Annotated in this window: 19 protein-coding genes; 10 read left to right on the forward strand and 9 right to left on the reverse strand. The window is 70.9% G+C overall.

The window, feature by feature from the left end; genetic code table 11:
• Nucleotides 1–117: 117 nt before the first annotated feature.
• On the reverse strand, nt 118–1,071 hold the full coding sequence (locus tag LTT61_RS14635; RefSeq protein ID WP_233020508.1) for a UTP--glucose-1-phosphate uridylyltransferase: 954 nt from the start codon (nt 1,069–1,071) through the stop codon (nt 118–120).
• 80 nt (nt 1,072–1,151) lie between these two features.
• On the opposite strand from LTT61_RS14635, the gene LTT61_RS14640 reads away from it, so the two are divergent.
• The 3 genes from LTT61_RS14640 to LTT61_RS14650 all read left to right on the forward strand — a co-directional run bounded on the left by LTT61_RS14640 (nt 1,152) and on the right by LTT61_RS14650 (nt 2,985).
• Nucleotides 1,152–1,766 carry a 5-formyltetrahydrofolate cyclo-ligase gene (locus LTT61_RS14640; protein ID WP_233020509.1) on the forward strand — a complete coding sequence of 205 codons (615 nt, stop codon included), beginning with the start codon at nt 1,152–1,154 and terminating at the stop codon, nt 1,764–1,766.
• 80 nt (nt 1,767–1,846) lie between these two features.
• Nucleotides 1,847–2,176 carry an FmdB family zinc ribbon protein gene (locus LTT61_RS14645; RefSeq protein WP_233020510.1) on the forward strand — a complete coding sequence of 110 codons (330 nt, stop codon included), beginning with the start codon at nt 1,847–1,849 and terminating at the stop codon, nt 2,174–2,176.
• A gap of 122 nt (nt 2,177–2,298) precedes the next feature.
• Nucleotides 2,299–2,985, forward strand: a complete 687-nt coding sequence (locus LTT61_RS14650) for an SAF domain-containing protein (protein ID WP_233020511.1) — start codon at nt 2,299–2,301, stop codon at nt 2,983–2,985.
• A gap of 85 nt (nt 2,986–3,070) precedes the next feature.
• On the opposite strand, the gene LTT61_RS14655 is transcribed toward LTT61_RS14650, so the two are convergent.
• The 7 genes from LTT61_RS14655 to LTT61_RS14685 form a co-directional block, all read right to left on the reverse strand.
• Nucleotides 3,071–3,748 carry an MspA family porin gene (locus LTT61_RS14655; protein ID WP_233020512.1) on the reverse strand — a complete coding sequence of 226 codons (678 nt, stop codon included), beginning with the start codon at nt 3,746–3,748 and terminating at the stop codon, nt 3,071–3,073.
• A gap of 63 nt (nt 3,749–3,811) precedes the next feature.
• Nucleotides 3,812–4,486 carry an MspA family porin gene (locus LTT61_RS14660; RefSeq protein WP_233020513.1) on the reverse strand — a complete coding sequence of 225 codons (675 nt, stop codon included), beginning with the start codon at nt 4,484–4,486 and terminating at the stop codon, nt 3,812–3,814.
• A gap of 554 nt (nt 4,487–5,040) precedes the next feature.
• Nucleotides 5,041–5,223 (reverse strand): hypothetical protein, encoded by a 183-nt coding sequence (locus LTT61_RS14665; protein WP_233021016.1) that lies wholly within the window; start codon nt 5,221–5,223, stop codon nt 5,041–5,043.
• Nucleotides 5,223–5,780: a MogA/MoaB family molybdenum cofactor biosynthesis protein gene (locus tag LTT61_RS14670; protein WP_233020514.1), complete on the reverse strand. Its 558-nt coding sequence runs from the start codon at nt 5,778–5,780 to the stop codon at nt 5,223–5,225. The genes LTT61_RS14665 and LTT61_RS14670 overlap by 1 nt, the downstream gene beginning before the upstream one ends.
• Entirely contained in the window at nt 5,777–7,393 is a 1,617-nt protein-coding gene (locus tag LTT61_RS14675) for a trypsin-like peptidase domain-containing protein (protein ID WP_420094790.1), read from the reverse strand. Before LTT61_RS14675 ends, LTT61_RS14670 begins: the two co-directional genes overlap by 4 nt.
• An 88-nt stretch (nt 7,394–7,481) precedes the next feature.
• Nucleotides 7,482–8,876 (reverse strand): HAMP domain-containing sensor histidine kinase, encoded by a 1,395-nt coding sequence (locus LTT61_RS14680; protein ID WP_233021018.1) that lies wholly within the window; start codon nt 8,874–8,876, stop codon nt 7,482–7,484.
• Between the two features lie 89 nt (nt 8,877–8,965).
• Complete coding sequence (locus LTT61_RS14685; RefSeq protein ID WP_233020515.1) at nt 8,966–9,652, reverse strand: response regulator transcription factor; 687 nt, start codon at nt 9,650–9,652, stop codon at nt 8,966–8,968.
• 378 nt (nt 9,653–10,030) lie between these two features.
• Here LTT61_RS14685 and LTT61_RS14690 point away from each other — a divergent pair, with 378 nt between their 5' ends.
• The 7 genes from LTT61_RS14690 to LTT61_RS14720 all read left to right on the forward strand — a co-directional run bounded on the left by LTT61_RS14690 (nt 10,031) and on the right by LTT61_RS14720 (nt 16,171).
• Complete coding sequence (locus LTT61_RS14690; protein ID WP_233020516.1) at nt 10,031–12,928, forward strand: ATP-binding protein; 2,898 nt, start codon at nt 10,031–10,033, stop codon at nt 12,926–12,928.
• Complete coding sequence (locus LTT61_RS14695) at nt 12,925–13,332, forward strand: roadblock/LC7 domain-containing protein (protein WP_233020517.1); 408 nt, start codon at nt 12,925–12,927, stop codon at nt 13,330–13,332. Before LTT61_RS14690 ends, LTT61_RS14695 begins: the two co-directional genes overlap by 4 nt.
• A 7-nt stretch (nt 13,333–13,339) precedes the next feature.
• Nucleotides 13,340–13,714 (forward strand): DUF742 domain-containing protein, encoded by a 375-nt coding sequence (locus LTT61_RS14700; RefSeq protein ID WP_233020518.1) that lies wholly within the window; start codon nt 13,340–13,342, stop codon nt 13,712–13,714.
• 22 nt (nt 13,715–13,736) lie between these two features.
• Nucleotides 13,737–14,354: a GTP-binding protein gene (locus LTT61_RS14705; RefSeq protein ID WP_378610476.1), complete on the forward strand. Its 618-nt coding sequence runs from the start codon at nt 13,737–13,739 to the stop codon at nt 14,352–14,354.
• Entirely contained in the window at nt 14,347–15,147 is an 801-nt protein-coding gene (locus LTT61_RS14710; RefSeq protein WP_233020519.1) for an MHYT domain-containing protein, read from the forward strand. Before LTT61_RS14705 ends, LTT61_RS14710 begins: the two co-directional genes overlap by 8 nt.
• Nucleotides 15,148–15,180: 33 nt before the next feature.
• Nucleotides 15,181–15,558, forward strand: coding sequence for a hypothetical protein (locus LTT61_RS14715; protein ID WP_233020520.1), 378 nt, complete (start codon nt 15,181–15,183; stop codon nt 15,556–15,558).
• A 388-nt stretch (nt 15,559–15,946) separates the two neighbouring features.
• Nucleotides 15,947–16,171, forward strand: coding sequence for a hypothetical protein (locus LTT61_RS14720; RefSeq protein ID WP_233020521.1), 225 nt, complete (start codon nt 15,947–15,949; stop codon nt 16,169–16,171).
• Nucleotides 16,172–16,230: 59 nt separating this feature from the next.
• Here LTT61_RS14720 and rpmF read toward each other — a convergent pair whose 3' ends face one another.
• Nucleotides 16,231–16,404 (reverse strand): 50S ribosomal protein L32, encoded by a 174-nt coding sequence (gene rpmF / locus LTT61_RS14725; RefSeq protein ID WP_233020522.1) that lies wholly within the window; start codon nt 16,402–16,404, stop codon nt 16,231–16,233.
• Between the last annotated feature and the right edge of the window lie 3 nt (nt 16,405–16,407).

The following is a 16,407-nucleotide window of genomic DNA, read 5'->3' on the forward strand; positions in this document are numbered from 1 at the left end:
CTTCCCTGCTCCTCTCGCACGCCGCCGCTACCGCATCGGCACCGGCGTGCGTACAGCCGGGCGGCGAACACATTCGTACCCGACGTGTCCACCGCCCGTGAAATTCGACCGCGCCCGTCAGTCGTAGGTCGTCAGCTGGGGATCCCAGTCCGGACCGAGCCGGTGCTGCAGCCACTCCCGAAGGGCCGGGCCGTACTCCTCCCGTTCCAGGGCGAAATCGACCGCTGCTCGAAGATAACCGCCCGGGTTGCCCAAATCGTGGCGCGACCCACGGTGTACGACGACATGAACCGGATGTCCCTCCGCGATCAGCAGCGCGATGGCATCGGTGAGCTGGAGTTCGCCGCCCGCGCCCGGCTCGATCCGGCGCAGCGCGTCGAAGATCGCCCGATCCAGCAGGTACCGCCCGGCGGCGGCGTAGGTGGATGGCGCGTCGGCCAGCGCGGGCTTCTCCACCATCCCGTTGACCCGGAGCACGTTCGGGTTGACCGCGTCCGGCACCACCTCGACGTCGAAGACGCCGTAGGCACTGACCTGCTCCTTCGGCACGTCGATGGCGCACAGCACGGAGCCGCCGCGCTTGCGCCGCACCCGGCTCATCACGTCGAGCACACCGGACGGAAGCACCAGGTCGTCCGGGAGCAGCACGGCGATGGCGTCCTCGTCGTCGTCGAGCACCGCCTCCGCCTGGGCGACCGCGTGGCCGAGGCCGAGCGGCTCCTCCTGGATCACCGAGGTCACGTCGAGCAGCCCCGGCGCCCGGCGCACCTTCTCCAGCGCCTCCATCTTGCCGCGCGCGGCGAGCGTGCCCTCCAGCACCAGGTCCTCGACGAAGTGCGCGACGACGCCGTCCTTGCCCGGTGAGGTGACGATCACCAGCCGCTCGGCCCCCGAGTCCGCGGCCTCCGTGGCGACCAGTTCGATCCCCGGTGTGTCGACCACCGGCAGCAATTCTTTCGGCACCGTCTTCGTCACGGGCAGGAAGCGTGTCCCCAGCCCGGCCGCAGGCACCACAGCCGTGCGGAAAACCGATACCCCGCCATTCCCCGACCGTCCGGCCTTAGCTGTCATACGCCTACCCTATCCATCCATTACATCGCGGGTCCGCCGCTGCGGCGACCAGCCATTCCGCTGAGCCTATGGTGACCTTCATGGAGATGCCCGGTGAGCGTGGAAAACATGCATGGCGCGCTGACATCCTGGCCGGCCGGAACCGGCTCTCCACCGCCAACCACGATGCCGAGGCGCTGGCGCTCGCCGAGACGATAACCACAGTTCTGTCCGTGCCGGTCGGTCCCGGCCCCGCCACGGTGGCCGCCTACGTCCCGGTAAGGGGCGAGCCGGGCGACCTCCGCATGCTCGACGCGCTGACCGGGGCCGGTGCGACCGTGCTGCTGCCCGTCACCGGCGAGCCGGGGCCGCTGAGCTGGGCCGTCTATACCGGTGCCGAGCACCTGGTACGCCGCCGCTTCGGACTCCGCGAGCCGGGCGGGCCGGTGCTGCCGCCTGCGGCGCTGGCCGCGGCCGATGTGATCCTCGTCCCCGCCCTCGCCGTCGACCGCCGCGGCGTCCGGCTCGGCCGCGGCGCGGGCTACTACGACCGCTCCCTCGATCTGGCGGCGCCAACGGCCCGGCTCATCGCGGTGGTCCGGGATGCGGAACTCGTGCCCGCACTGCCCGAGGAGCCGCACGACCGCCGGATGGGATGGGCCTTGACACCGAACGCCGGTCTCACACCGCTCGGCGCCGCCGGGGGCCCTTCCTGACCCGGGAATGCGGAACCGATTGGCAACGTTGGCAGTGTCGGCGGTAGAGTGCTAGATCGACACAGCCCCGGAGGATCTCGATGCCTACTTACTCGTACGCGTGCACCCAGTGTGACAATCGGTTCGACATCGTCCAGTCCTTCAGCGACGACTCGCTGACCGAGTGCCCCGAGTGCACCGGCAGGCTGCGCAAGCTCTTCAACTCCGTCGGCATCGTCTTCAAGGGCAGCGGCTTCTACCGCACCGACAGCCGGGGTGGCTCCACCACCGCGAGCGACCCCGCGAAGGCCGATTCGAGCTCGGCCAGCTCCGATTCGTCGTCGAGCACGAGCACCGCCGCGGCGCCTTCTGCTCCGGCATCGTCTTCCTCCTCGGGTTCGTCGAGCACGAGTACCGCTGTCGCGAGCTGATCGTAGGTCTCGGGCCGGCGCCGATAGCGTCGGCCGGGCCGAGTTGTGCACAGCCTCGTCGTTGTCCACAGGGACCGGTTCGAGCCGGTTCCCGACCGGCGCCCGGCTCCTAGGCTTCGGCCATGCCTCGCACCGATTCCGCACTCCGCCGCTCCACGCTCGGCTCCGAGAGCCGGGTGCTCGACGCGTTCCGCAACCGCCCGCCCTGGCTCGACGGCATTCTCGCCCGGCGCTTGCTGGCCGGTTTGCTGGCGCTGCTCGCGGGGGCGCTCTTCCTCCGGGGTGACCCGGGTGCCGCCCGCACCGAGATCCTGGTCGCGAGCCGCGACATCGCTCCCGGCAGCCTGCTGACCGACACCGACCTGCGCGCCGCCGCGCACCCATTGGGCACGCTGCCGGATGGCGTGGTGCGCGACTCCGCCGACCTCCTGGGTGCCACCCTCACCGGTGCCATGCGGGCCAGCGAGGTCTTCACCGATGTCCGCACCGTGAATCCCCGGCTGGCCGGGGTCGCGACCGGTTCCCCCGATGCCAGGATCGTGCCGCTGCGGCTCGCCAATTCGGCGGTCGCCGACATCCTGCGGGCGGGTGACCGGGTGGATGTCATCGGCGCGGCGAGTGACGGTGCGGGCCGGGAATCCGACCGCCCGCCGCGCACCCTCGCCACCGACGCCGCCGTGGTGCTGGTCTCGGCGGCGGGGGATGGCAGGAGCGCGGAGCGGGTGGTGCTGGTCGCCATGGACACCGGTCACGCCACCGCGGTAGCCGCGGCTTCACTGAGCAGCGCGCTCACGGTGGTGTTCCATTGATTGCCTTGTCAAAGCCGGGGAACGCGAAGGCGGGCCCGTCGCCGAAGCGACGGACCCGCCGGTGATCACGAGGATCGGAGTGCGATCAGCCGATGCTGAAGGGCTGACCCCACAGGGTGACGACCGAATGCACGTTCTCGGTCTCCACCTTGACCCGCACGAAGGCGCGCGCCTGGGCGTAGCCGCCGCAGCCGCTCAGCCCGATGGTGGTGTCGGCCCAGGTCACCGAGCCGTCGTTGCCCTTGAACGAGTTGCTGGTCGAGTGGTCCTCGTCGCCGTAGTCGTCCGGCTTCTCGATATCGAGAACGTAGAACGAGGTGGCCTGGCCGGGGCCGAGCGACAGGCTGCCGCCGCTCTCGGCGCCGACGCTACCGGTGGCGCCGCCCTCGCCGTCACTCGCGAGGCTGCCGGAGACGCCGCCCTCGACACCGCCGCCGGCGATGTTCACCTGGCAGCCCACCACGTAGCCCGGGTAGATCTTGCCGCCGACGTCCTCGCCACCGGCGATCGACACCTGCGCGGAGCCGGAGACCCACGCGTTGCGGTGCACCGGGGTGGAGCCGAGCGACGGGCTGATGTTGGCCGACTCGCCGACCAGGCTGACCGTCACCACGGTGCCGTCGGAGAGCGTCTTGGTGATGGTGCCACCCGGCAGGGCGACGAAGGTGTCGGCGTTGGCGGCGCCGGTGGAGAACAGGCCCATGGCGACCGTGGCGGCGGCGCCTACGCCTGCCACCCGCGCCCAGTTCTTACGGTTGATCATGTGTGTTACCCCTCGAGGGTCGTATTCGCGTCAGCGAGAAGAAGGTCAGGAAAGAGTGCGAGATCAGCCGATGCTGAACGGCAGGCCATACAGGCTGGTCTTCGAGTAGTTGTCGCCGATGATCTCGACGACGCTGTAGGCGCGGGCCTGCGCGTAGCCCGCGCAGCCCTGGATCTCGATCTCCACATCCTGGTACTCGACCGAGTACACACCCGGCTTCAGGATGTCCTTCGCTTCGATCTGCACGAACTTGACCTCACCGGGGCCGAGGTCGAGGCCGATCGAACCGCCGAGGGAACCCGACTCCAGGTCGATACCGGCCGAGAGCCCCGCCGAGATGGCGTCGTCGGCGATGGAGACCTGGCAGCCGACGATGTAGCCGGTGTTGACCTGCGACGTACCGTGCGTCGAGGAGTTGTTGGAGCCCGGCTCGCCGGCGGGACCGTTGAACGGGCCCACCTCGCCCTCGGGGGTGACGGTGACATCGGCGGTGGTGGTACCCGACACCCAGACCGTCCGGCCTGCGCCGTTGGCCGACAGCGACGGCGACACGATCGCGGTCTCGGCGGTGCGGGTCAGGGTGACGCCCGGGCCCAGCTTCTGGCCGTCCGGCAACGGCACAAAGGTGTCGGCGTTGGCGGCGCCGGTCGAAAGCAGGCCCATGGCAACGGCCGCGGCAGCTCCGACGCCTGCTACGCGGGCACCGCGGCGCAGACCGATGATGCGGTTCTCGCTCATACTTCCCCTCATCAGGTTCGAACAGGCAGCTCGACCATCGAGACTGCACGTGGTCCTCTCAGGCCCAGCTCAGTTTGTCGCCCCTTTGTTGCCGTCATGTAACCGACTGTTATTTCGGCGCAACGCCCCGGTCTGGGTGATCGGAACAGGGATACACCCCGACTAGACGTTCACCCCAGGTCGGACCCGGAGTGAACGACGCCCGAAACGGACGTATCCCATAGGGCATGTTAAGCGGGGGGAAACCGAACCGCGCGTCCAGATTTCGTAAAGATCACTGTGATGCATGTCATAGGCCATCCGCCGCAGCCGAGTGGTCGACGTGCGCGAACGCGGGGAGCGACCGACGGGACCGCGGTCGGTGAGAGGGCAAATCGCTACTACCCGATGGCATCGATGAAGTGCGGAAAGCGGCACACGAGCTGCGGCACGCCATTCACTTATCGGTTATCGAAGTTCCGGCCGGAAGGGTCGCGCGCGGTACGGCGCACTGGCCGGGCACGGCGGTAGCGGACCGAATGTCAAGGCGGAGTTACCAAAAGCGGAAAGGGGGCTCAACCGTGGTGTGGTGGCACCTGGGAGCGCAGCCAGTGGTCGCCGGAGTCGTCTCGGCGTTCGTCGTCGCCGCGTTCGTCGCGGGTGGTCTCCGGCAGCGCGTCGCCGAAGATGCGGGCCAGACGCGCCGCGTCCCCCGCCCGGTGCGGGCGGGGGACGTCGGTGGCGTCGCCGGTGGGAATTACTCCGCCAACCCGGAGAGCTCGTCGACCACGCGGCTGGCGAGCGGGCTGAGCGTCGCCATGCCGTCGCGGACGGCGGCACGGGTGCCCGCCAGATTCACCACGAGGGTGCTGCCGGAGACGCCCGCGAGGCCGCGGGAGAGCACCGCGTCGAGCGAGCCCGCCACCCGGCCGGAGGAGCGCAGCGCCTCGCTGATACCGGGCAGCTCCCGGTCGAGCACCTGCGAGGTGGCCTCGGGGGTGACGTCGCGCGGCGACATTCCGGTGCCGCCGACCGAGATCACCAGGTCCACGCCGCCGATGACCGCGGTGTTCAGCGCGTTGCGGATCTCCACCTCGTCGGCCTGCACCGAGACCGAGGCGTCGACGAGGAACCCCGCCTCGGTGAGCAGTTCGGTGACCAGGGGACCGATCGAATCTTCGGCGCCGTGCGCCGTGCGATCGTCGACGACAACCACCAGTGCCCGCCCCGCCACAGGAGCATCGATTTCCATGGTGCTCACCGTAGCGCCAAGCGGCGACAGCCCCACCGATCCCCCGGGCAGCACGCGGATCATCGGCCCGCCTCCGCCGGCGCGGCGTCCAGCGTCACCTGGGCGGTCTTCGGGTTGTTGCCCTGTTCGTCGGTGTAGGTCACCGTCACCTTGTCTCCTGGTTGGTGGGAGCGGACCGCGGCGATCAGCGCGTCACCGGAATCGATGACCCGATCGTCGACCTTCGTGACGACCGCACCGGCCGGGATCCCCGCCTTGGCGGCCGGCCCGTCCTGGGTCGCTTCGAGCACCTGCGCCCTGGTGTCCTGCGGGCGCAGCTTGATGCCGATCTGGGCGTAGGTGGCCCGGCCGGTCTTGGTCAGCTGGTCGGCGACCCGGCGGGCCTGGTCGACCGGGATGGCGAAGCCGAGGCCGATCGAGCCGCTCTGCTGGCCGCCGGTCTCGCCGCCGAGGGTGGCGATGGCGGTGTTGATGCCGATGAGCTTGCCCTCGCCGTCCACGAGCGCGCCACCGGAGTTGCCCGGGTTGATCGCGGCATCGGTCTGCACCGCGTCGATCACCGGGTTGACGCCGGGGGCGGTGCCGGAGCCGCTGGTCGAGACCGGGCGGTTGAGCGAGGAGACGATGCCGGTGGTGACGGTGCCCGCGAGGCCGAGCGGGGAGCCGATCGCGATCACCGGCTGGCCGACCTGGAGCTCGCCGGAGCTGCCCAGCTCGATCGGGGTGAGGCCGGTCTTGCCCTCGGCCTTGATGACCGCGAGGTCGGAGACCGGGTCGGCGCCGACGATGGTCGCCGGTGCGGTGGAGCCGTCGCTGAAGACGACCTCCATCCTGGCGCCGGTGCCGCCGCCGGTGGCGACGTGGTTGTTGGTCAGGATCAGGCCGTCCGAGGAGAGCACGACGCCGGAGCCCTCGCCCTCGGCGCGGTTGCTCGCCACCTTGATCATCACGACGCTGGGCAGCACCTTCTGGGCCACCGCCTGAATCGAGCCGGCGGGGGCATTGGCGACCGTGTTCACGTTCGGCTTCGGGGCGTCGAGCGCGTTGGCGACGGTCGAGCTGGTGTCGCGGTCGACCGCGACGGCGCCGACCACGCCGCCGATGCCGCCGCTCACCAGGGCCAGGGCAAGGGCGCCCGCGACCAGCGCGATGCGCCGCGGGCGCTTGGCCGGGCCGGGGTCCGACGGGCCGCCGCCGTAGGCGGGCGGGATGGCGCCCGGCGGGACCGGGGCGCCCGGCTGGGAGTAGCCGGGGCCGTAGGGAGCCGGGATCGACCCGGTGGCCGGGCCGGGCCCCGGCTCGTACCGCCCCTGCGTCTCGTGCGGGCCCGAGCCGAAGCCCTGGTGCGCGCCGAACCCGCTGGTCGCGTGCTCGGGCCCGCCCGGACCGAAGCCACCGGCTCCCGTATCGGCTCCGCGCCCGCCGTCCGACCCGCCGAAAAAGTTCGGCTCGCGATCCGGACCCAGACCCCCGTGCTGCGCACCGAAAGCGCCGGTCCCGTGCTCGGACCCGGGCGCGTGCGGCGCGCCGAACCCGCCCGGCCCCGGCGGGTTGTACCCGCCGTGCGGTCCGTAGGGCCCCGGCGCCCACGGCGAACCCGGCCCGGGCGGCGGGGGGGTCGGGTGCGTGCCACCCGCGGGCTGCTCTCCCGCGCGGCGCTGGTTTTCCTCGGTCACGGCGAATCCTCGTTGCTCGGCTGGTGGTCCTGCTCGTAGTACCCCCCAGCCTGCTGATCACGACTGAGAACGGACTGAGACGGCGCTATCAGTTCCCCGAGAGCTGCTCGGGCCTTCCTCCCTCGCCGGGGAGCACGATGCGGATGAGCGCGCCGCCGCGCTCGGAGGCATCGACGGTGATGGTGCCGCCGTGCTTGGTCACCACCTGCTTGACGATGGCGAGGCCGAGCCCGGAGCCGGGCATCGAGCGGGACGCGGTGGTCCGGTAGAAGCGCTCGAAGACGAGCTCGTGCTCCGCGGGCGGGATGCCGGGGCCGGCGTCGTCGACGGCGAGTTCGAGCAGGTTGCGGCTCACCTCGCGCATGGTGATCAGGACCCGGGCCCCGCCCGGGCTCCACTTGGCGGCGTTGTCGAGGACGTTGAGCACGGCGCGCTCCAACCCGGCCTCGTGGCCGTAGACGAACCAGGGCCGCAGCTCGGCGACGAACTCGATGGCGCCGCGCCTGCGCCGGGCGCGCTCCAGCGCGCGCTCGGTGACCTCGCCCATGTCGACCCGCTCGTAGACGGTCTCCGGCGCGTCCTCGCGGGCCAGGTCGACCAGGTCGCCGACCAGGGTAGAGAGCTCCTCGATCTGCCCCATGACGTCGGCGCGCAGCTCGGCCATGTCCTCTTCGGGCAGCCGGGGCGCGCCCGGGCGGCTGGAGGCGATGAGCAGCTCCATGTTGGTGCGCAGCGAGGTGAGCGGGGTGCGCAGCTCGTGCCCGGCGTCGGCGACCAGCCTGCGCTGCCGGTCCCTCGACTCGGTGAGCGCGCGCAGCATGGTGTTGAAACTCTCGGTGAGCCGGGCCAGCTCGTCGTCGCCGGTGACCTGGATCGGGGTGAGGTCGTCGGTGCGGGCGACCCGCTCGGTGGCGGCGGTGAGCCGGGCGATCGGCCGCAGCCCGGTGCGGCCGACCGCGGTGCCCGCCGCGGCGGCGAGCACGACGCCGCAGCCGCCGACCACGAACATGAGCCAGGCGAGCCGGTCGAGCACCTCCCTGGTCGGCTCCAGCCGCTGCGAGACCACCAGCGTCGCCCCGGAATTGGTGCGGCGCGCGAGCACCCGCTGGTTGTCGACGGTGCGCAGGGAGAACTCGCGCTGCCCGGCGGCCACCGCCATCTCGTCGGCGCCGACCGGCGGGTTGGTCGGCTGCGGTGGGACGTACTGCTTGTCGTCGGCGAAGATCAGCGCGACGCCGACGTCGTTGGAGTAGAGCCCGGCCAGGATGATCGAGTAGAAGCCGAGGCTGTCGAAGTTGTTGTCGATGAGCGTGGCGGCGCGGGCGCGCAGCTGCGAGTCGACGTCGGCGTAGAGCGAGCGGGCGACCATGGCGTAGGCGGCGATCGAGGCGAGCGCGACCGCGATGGCGACCACCGAGGCGGCGAGCAGGGTGACCCGCCAGCGCAGCGAGACCGAGCGGGTCAGCGGGGTCGGCGGGCGCATCTCCGGCGGCAGCGGCTCCGGCGCGCGGGGCTCGGGGCGGGGCGGGTTGCCGAGGGTGGCGATCACCGGCCGCCTGGTGCTGCCGCGGGTCACGGCGGCGTCTCGCGGAGCACGTAGCCGACTCCGCGCACGGTGTGGATGAGCCGCGGCTCGCCCTCGGCCTCGGTCTTGCGGCGCAGGTAGCCGATGTAGACCTCGAGCGCGTTGCCCGAGGTCGGGAAGTCGTAGCCCCAGACCTCCTCCAGGATCCGGCTGCGGGTGAGCACCCGGCGCGGGTTCGCCATCAGCATCTCCAGCAGCGAGAACTCGGTGCGGGTGAGGCTGATCGACCTGGTGTCCCTGGTCACCTCCCTGGTCACCGGATCCAGCGACAGATCCGCGAACGACAGGGTCTCGGAGGCCTCGCCGGGAGCGGTCCCGGTCCGGCGCAGGAGGGCGCGCAGCCGGGCGAGCAATTCCTCGAGCGCGAACGGCTTCGGCAAATAGTCGTCGGCGCCGGCGTCAAGTCCCGCGACGCGTTCGGAAACGGAATCCCGCGCCGTCAAAACCAGAATCGGAAGGTCGTCTCCGGTACTGCGCAGCCTGCGGCATACCTCCAGACCGTCCAGGCGTGGCATCATCACATCCAGCACCAGCGCATCGGGGCGCTGGGCGGTCGTCTTCTCCAGTGCGTCGACCCCGTCGACCGCCAGATCAACGGTGTAGCCGTTGAAGGTCAGCGACCGGCGCAACGATTCGCGAACGGCGCGGTCGTCGTCGACTACCAGAATCCGCATGTGACCAGTGTGGCCCTGCCGACTGAGAGCCGACTGAGAGGGTGTGTCCGACACGCCGTGACGCGACTCGCCGGTGATCTCGGCGGATCCATCTCGGAACGATCACAGTCCGGTCACCGACGGTGACCAGCGCCTTTTATCCGAAGTCGCCGAAGTGCTTCCGGGCGGACGGGCCGAAAGCCCCGAAAGGCGTTCTGTAACGCCATATTCGAGAAAAACATACTGAGTACCCCAGATTGCTCACACTCACGCAGCGCGGTATGTTCACCGCGGTAAAAAGAAGACCCTTCGTTGGTTCTGTGATGCGGGTTGATCCACATCCGACGAGCAGCCACGCGCCGCCGGGGGTCACTCGTGAAGCGGAGGCGACGGAAGCGGATGGAAGCTGCACCGCGATCCTGGCAATTCAGCCTGTCGAACTGGTCCGTCACCCGCAAGGTGGGGATCGTTCTGGTGCTGCCGGTACTGCTGGCGACCGTGTTCGCGGTTCTGCGTATCAACAACGAGTTGCGCACCATGGAGCAACTCCACGCAGCGACCGAACAAGCGATCATCATCCGGCCGGTCGTCCGGTACGGCACGGCCACCGAGCAACTCGCCATCGCGGCGTCCTCCTCGTGGGGGAACATCGCGGATCCGGCGACCGCGGCGGCGCTGACCCGATTCGACCAGGCGCTCGCCGAACTCGAGGTCGCGATGCAGACCACCGAGGTCAGCGGGAAGGTGACCGCGGAGCTCGCCTCCGCGGTGGCCACCGGGTCGACCATGCGCAACAGCCTGCGCAACGGCTCGCCCGCCATGGTCGGTGAGCAGGCCGACGAGATCGCGGCCAGGATCGGCAACGCGCTGGCCCGCTCGCCCTCGGTCGACGACCTGGTGATCCAGCGCTACTTCCTGCAGCTCGGCGCGATCCAGTCGGCGCGCCGCACGCTCACCCAGCAGCAGCTGCTGATCGGCATGCCGGACGCCGCGCGCAACAACCCGGGCGTGCAGGCCAAGGTGCTCATCTCGGCGGGCGCCGAGATGACCATGATCGCGACCTACTCGCTGATCCTGCCGGAGAACGCGGGGAACCTGCGGCCGCTGATGGACGCGGTGCAGACCCGGCTCGCCGCCTTCAGCCAGAGCGTCGGCGACCCGGCGGCCAACCCGGTCGTCGCGGATTCGCTGCGGGCGAGCAGCGACACCTACGCCGTCACCACCGACGACCTGATGGAGATCATCGACGGGTCGCTGGCATCGAGGACGGTGGACGCGCAGGCGGGTGCGCTGCGCGAGGCGAGCATCGTGATCGGCACGCTGCTCGCGGGCCTGGCGCTGGCGCTCTCGGTGGCCCGCACGCTGGTGGTCCCGGTGCGCAGGCTGCGGCGCGACGCGCTCGAGGTCGCGCACGTCAAGCTGCCGGACGAGCTCGCGGTGGTGCGCGCGGGCGGCGCCACCCCGCGGATCACCCCGGTCGGCGTGCACAGCACCGACGAGATCGGCCAGCTGGCCCGCGCGGTGGACGAGATCCACGAGCAGGCGCTCGCGCTCGCCGCCGAGCAGGCCCGGCTCCGGGTGCAGATCGGCAACATGTTCGAGACGCTCTCCCGGCGCAGCCAGTCGCTGGTGGAGCAGCAGCTCACCCTGATCGAGGAGCTGGAGCACGACGAGGACGACGGCGAGCGGCTGCAGGCCCTCTTCCGCCTCGACCACCTCGCCACCCGCATGCGCCGCAACGGCGACAACCTGCTCGTGCTCGCCGGCACCCAGCTGCGCCGCGGCCAGCTGAACGGCGTTCCGCTCTCGGACATGCTGTGGAGCGCGGTCTCCCAGGTGGAGGATTACCAGCGGGTGGAGATCGGCTCGGTGCCGGAGGGCGTCGTGCCCGGCGAGCCAGCGGTCGACATCGAGCACCTGCTCGCCGAGCTGATCGACAACGCGCTGCGCTACTCGCCGCCGACCACCGCGGTCGCGGTGATGGTCGCCCGCGCGGTGGACGGCGGCTATCTGATCGAGATCACCGACCGCGGCCTCGGCATGGCCTCCGAGGATCTGCAGGCCACCAACGAGCGGCTGGCCTCCGGCGGTGAGGTCAACGTCGAGACCGCGCGCCGGATGGGGCTCTTCGTGGTGGGGAGGCTGGCCAAGCGGCACACCATCACGGTGAGCCTGCGGCGCACTTCGACCATGGCCCAGCAGCCCGGCATCACGGCCAGCGTGCACCTGCCCGGTGCGCTCGTCGCGCCGCAGCTGGACCACACCGACCCGAGCGGCAAGCAGCTCGGCGGTGCGCGGGACGACGGCTTCGGCTCCGCGCCGACCCGCAACCTGGTCCCGGTGCCGAGCCTGCCCCAGCGCGAGACCGCGAGCAGCGGCTTCGGCACCACCACCAACGGGCTGCCGCAGCGCCGCCCGGCGATGCGGGTGGCGGACGCGCCGGAGCAGCCGAGCATCTCGGTGCCCGGCCGCGGCGACCGCGGCGGCGCCGACCGGCCGCGCACCGGGTTCGGCTCGGACGAGCCGTCCCGGCCGACGACCGGCGGCTTCCCGGTGGTCGATCCGCACAACCCGCCCACCGGCACCGACCTGTGGGCGGAGAACAAGGACGACCCGGCCGACGACGGCGACTCCGACCGGTTCACCAGCCGCTCCGGGCTTCCGGTGCGCAGGCCGGGCGAGCACGCGCCCGCCGCGGTCCGGCTGGACAGCACCGACCGGTCCGATCGCGCGGCGCAGCCCTCGGCGCGCGACGACCGGCGGCCCGAGCCCGCCGAGACCGGCGAGCAGCAGCCCGCCGACCGCAGGCCGGTGCCGGATTACGACGGACCGGAGTACGCCACCCAGGCGTACCGCCCGTTCGACCGGCCCGCGCACACCGGCGAGCAGCAGCGGGTCCGCCGCGCCGAGGAGACCGGCGACGGGCGCGAGCAGACCGGCTCGTCCCGGCTGCAGCCCATCGCCGGGGAGTCACCGACCCCGATCTACCAGCGCATGGTCTCGGAGTGGCTGGTCGAACCGGCATCGTCGGAGGCGGCTCCCGGCTCCTGGTCGTCGCCCGCCGACGCGGGCTGGTCCGCGGCGGCCGACGCGAGCAAGCCGACCACATCCTCGCGCACCGCGGGCGGGCTGCCCATCCGCAGGCCGGGCGCGCAGCTGGTTCCGGGCGGCCTCGCCCAGGCGGAGGAGCAGGGTGACCGCGACCCTGAGGAGATCCGCACCAACCTCACCAGGCATCTCAGCGGGGTCCGCAGTGGGCGGGCCAATGTGCAGTACAACGACGGAGGGCTTGCATGACCAACGCCAACAGCACCACGGACGAGAACTTGAACTGGCTGGTCGCACGATTCACCCGGGACATCCCCGGCGTCTCGCACGCCGTCCTGGTGTCGGCCGACGGCCTGCTGCAGGCGACGAGCCCGCACCTGCCGTCGGACCGGGCCGAGCAGCTGGCGGCCGTCACCGCCGGGCTGGCGAGCCTCGCCGCCGGTGCCGCGCAGCTGTTCGACGGCGGTAAGGTGATGCAGTCGATCGTCGAGATGCAGCGCGGGTACCTCCTGGTGATGAGCGTCGGAAACGGCTCGCACCTGGCAGTTCTCGCCAATAAATCGCACGATATCGGCCGCATCGGGTACGAGATGGCCTTGCTCGTCGACCGGGTCGGCAGTGTCGTGTCGGCGACCGCGCGGACCGCCGTCTGAATTTGCCATGTCCAGCCCGCACGGCTCCGGACCGTATCGACCCCCCACTCGCGTTCGGCCCTACGCTCTGACCTCGGGGCGGACCGAGCCCGCGGTGGACCTGCCGCTCGAAGCGGTGATCGAAACCCTGTCGCACAACGCGCATCTCGACTGGCCGTCCGGTGACATCCGTACCGAGATCCTGCGTCTCGGAACGCACCGGTTGTCCGTCGCCGAGATCGCCGCACATCTGGACCGCCCGCTGGGTATGGTCCGGGTGGTGATCGGCGATCTCGTCGTGGACGGCGCCATGCGCATGCACATCACACTGACCGAACAAACGAGCTTCAGCGAGCGCCGTACCCTGATGGAGAGGACATTGCGTGGACTCCGCGCCCTTTAGGAAACAAGGGCCCGAAAGCAAGATCGGGCCCGAAGGCAGCACCGGGCCCGATGATGCCGATACCAGGACCGCGTCCACCAAGATCGTGGTGGCGGGCGGGTTCGGCGCAGGGAAGACGACGTTCGTCGGCGCGGTGTCCGAAATCGTGCCGTTGCGCACCGAGGCCATGGTCACCCAGTTCTCGGACGGCATCGACGATCTCGCCGACACTCCGCAGAAGGAGACCACTACGGTCGCCATGGATTTCGGGCGGATCATCCTGCCGGGCAACCTCACGCTGTACCTGTTCGGCACGCCCGGCCAGCGCCGGTTCTGGTTCATGTGGGACGACCTGATCCGCGGCGCGATCGGCGCCGTCGTCCTGATCGATACCCGCAGGCTGGAGGACAGCTTCGCCGCGGTCGACTTCTTCGAGGCGCGCGGGCTGCCCTTCCTGATCGCGGTGAACCGCTTCCCGCACGCGCCGCGCTTCCCGATCGCCGAACTGCGCGAGGCGCTCTCGGTGCGCGAGGGGGTGCCGATCGTCGACATCGACGCCCGCAACGCGGTCGAGGTGCGGCAGGCGCTCGCCGCGGTGACCGAGTACGCCATCGCGGAGCTCAAGTCGCAGGAACTGGAAGGGGCCGCTCGCCATGGGTGAGCCGCAACTGCTGGCGAGCGGAGGCACCGAGGTCGAGCTGTTCGTCCTCGGGCCCTGGATCGCCGGGCTCTCCGTCGCCATCTCGGTGCTCGGCGCGCTCGTCGGGTTCGCCTGCATCGTGCACAGCGTGCGCTCGGCCCGGTTCCGGCTGGTCTGGCTGACCGCGGCCGCCGTCTCGATCGGTGGCATCGGCATCTGGCTCGCCACCTCGGTCACGCTGCTCGGGCTGGATGTCTCCAGCACCGTGCTCCGCTACGACCTGGCCTACCAGATCGCCGCGCTGATCGTCGCCTTCGCGGCGGTACTGATCGGGCTGCTGCTGCTCGGCCGCTCGTTCCGGCTGCCGCTGCTGCTCGCGGGCGGGCTCGTCATGGGGCTCGGCACCGCGACCACGCTGTACCTGAGCCTCGGCTCGATCAGCGTGCAGGGCAAGGTGGACATCTCGCCGTGGCCGGCCGCGCTGGCCGCCGTGGTTGCGGTGCTGGTGTGCGGCGGCGCGCTGTGGTCGTTCCAGTCGCTGCGCGGCTGGCCCGCCCGCGCCGCGACGACGCTGCTCTTCGGCCTCGGCATCGCCGGGGTGTACTACCTCGGCCTCTCGGCGCTGGAGTTCGAGGTCGATCCGACCGCGACGGCGCCGGACGGCATGGAGCTGTTCGACTTCGTGTTCCCGATGTTCGTGGTCGGGATGCTCTCGCTGACCATTCCGATCAGCGCGGTGCTCATCGCGCCGGATCGCCGTGCGCTGGCCGCGACCGCGCCCGTGCCGCGTCCGGACCTCGAGCCCGCGCGCTGACCGGCTCGCGCGGCGACCAGGAGGGAGCGGGGCGTGACCCCGGAACAGGAAGCCGTGCTGCGCGAGATCCGGCGGCAGCTGCGCGTTCCCGAGCCCGCCGGGCTCGGCGAGCCGGATGCCACGCTGGCGGGGGCGGTGGCCGCGATCCGGGCCGACACCTCGGCGCTGCGCGAGCAGGCGGAGGCGCTGCGCGGCCAGATCGTGGCGCTGCGGACCGAGATCAGTGAGCTGGAGGCCACGACCGCCGATCTCTCGGCGGAGCTGCGCGGGCTGATCGAGCGGCGGCTGCCGTTCCCGCTGTCGCTGCTGGAGGGGCCGGCGGCGGCGCTGGTGGGGCGGTTGGAATCGCTGCTGCCCGCTCGGCCCGCCGAACTCGCCGCGCCTACCGAAGGACCGGAACATCACCCCTGAACCGGGGTGGAAATCCGCTGGTGGAGTTTGGCGATGAGCGGGTTCCCTTGGGGCACCGGCTAAACCGGACCTTCGAGGAACCCGCCCTCCCGCACGAGGGTACCGGTGCGGATCGGTGAAATCCACTCATTCGGCAGGACTTTTATAGGGGTCCAAACCAACCTGTGGTCTGGACCACGCTCTGCCGCAAACTTTCCGCATCACCGATAGAAACATCGGGAAAGGTCCGGCGGGTAAGGGGGATCGCGGCGCGTTTGCCCAGCGGGCCCACTCTGTCGAGGGACCTTGCGCTGGATCACACCGCGCGTTCCCGGGCCGGTGCCAGCGAAACCGGGCTATTGTCGGCGCGCACGACGCATCCGGGTTCGTTCCTTCGAAGGAGTTCCGCATGGCTGTCACCGTCACGCTCGACAAGGCCCTCGACAAGGCGTTCGAGGAGAAGTCGCTGCAGGAGATTCTCGCCGCCCCGCCCTCGGCGTTCGCCGGGCTCACCGAGGCGGCGGATCAGAAGCTGCTGGACGCGCTGAAGATCAAGACGATCGCCGATCTCGGGAACAACAAGTACTTCCGCCTCGCGGCGGCGCTCGTCGATCTCGCCGAGCGCGAGGGGTAGCCCTTCCCCGGCGCCCGCCGCCGGGTGCCTTCCGATAGGCACCCGGCGGCGGGTCCGGATCAGCTCCGGGACGGGTCGACGAGTCCGCGGCGGACGGCGGCGACGAGGCGGCGCGGCACCCGGTAGGCGACACCGCCGACGGTCACCGGAACGAGGTCGGGGGCGACGGCTCTCCACTGCGCCCGCCTGCTCCGCGTATTGCTGCGCGACATCCGCCGCTTGGGAACTGCCACGAC

Source organism: Nocardia asteroides (genome assembly GCF_021183625.1).
Taxonomy (GTDB): domain Bacteria; phylum Actinomycetota; class Actinomycetes; order Mycobacteriales; family Mycobacteriaceae; genus Nocardia; species Nocardia asteroides_A.

What these genes read in the sequence shown, in the direction of transcription:
- LTT61_RS14720 (WP_233020521.1), top strand. Translation starts at nt 15,947, where the DNA reads ATGGCTGTCACCGTCACGCTCGACAAGGCCCTCGACAAGGCGTTCGAG.
- LTT61_RS14660 (WP_233020513.1), bottom strand. Translation starts at nt 4,486, where the DNA reads ATGAGCGAGAACCGCATCATCGGTCTGCGCCGCGGTGCCCGCGTAGCA.
- LTT61_RS14695 (WP_233020517.1), top strand. Translation starts at nt 12,925, where the DNA reads ATGACCAACGCCAACAGCACCACGGACGAGAACTTGAACTGGCTGGTC.
- LTT61_RS14710 (WP_233020519.1), top strand. Translation starts at nt 14,347, where the DNA reads ATGGGTGAGCCGCAACTGCTGGCGAGCGGAGGCACCGAGGTCGAGCTG.
- LTT61_RS14650 (WP_233020511.1), top strand. Translation starts at nt 2,299, where the DNA reads ATGCCTCGCACCGATTCCGCACTCCGCCGCTCCACGCTCGGCTCCGAG.
- LTT61_RS14680 (WP_233021018.1), bottom strand. Translation starts at nt 8,876, where the DNA reads ATGCGCCCGCCGACCCCGCTGACCCGCTCGGTCTCGCTGCGCTGGCGG.
- LTT61_RS14685 (WP_233020515.1), bottom strand. Translation starts at nt 9,652, where the DNA reads ATGCGGATTCTGGTAGTCGACGACGACCGCGCCGTTCGCGAATCGTTG.
- LTT61_RS14655 (WP_233020512.1), bottom strand. Translation starts at nt 3,748, where the DNA reads ATGATCAACCGTAAGAACTGGGCGCGGGTGGCAGGCGTAGGCGCCGCC.
- LTT61_RS14640 (WP_233020509.1), top strand. Translation starts at nt 1,152, where the DNA reads ATGGAGATGCCCGGTGAGCGTGGAAAACATGCATGGCGCGCTGACATC.
- LTT61_RS14700 (WP_233020518.1), top strand. Translation starts at nt 13,340, where the DNA reads ATGTCCAGCCCGCACGGCTCCGGACCGTATCGACCCCCCACTCGCGTT.
- LTT61_RS14645 (WP_233020510.1), top strand. Translation starts at nt 1,847, where the DNA reads ATGCCTACTTACTCGTACGCGTGCACCCAGTGTGACAATCGGTTCGAC.
- LTT61_RS14690 (WP_233020516.1), top strand. Translation starts at nt 10,031, where the DNA reads ATGGAAGCTGCACCGCGATCCTGGCAATTCAGCCTGTCGAACTGGTCC.
- LTT61_RS14670 (WP_233020514.1), bottom strand. Translation starts at nt 5,780, where the DNA reads ATGATCCGCGTGCTGCCCGGGGGATCGGTGGGGCTGTCGCCGCTTGGC.
- LTT61_RS14635 (WP_233020508.1), bottom strand. Translation starts at nt 1,071, where the DNA reads ATGACAGCTAAGGCCGGACGGTCGGGGAATGGCGGGGTATCGGTTTTC.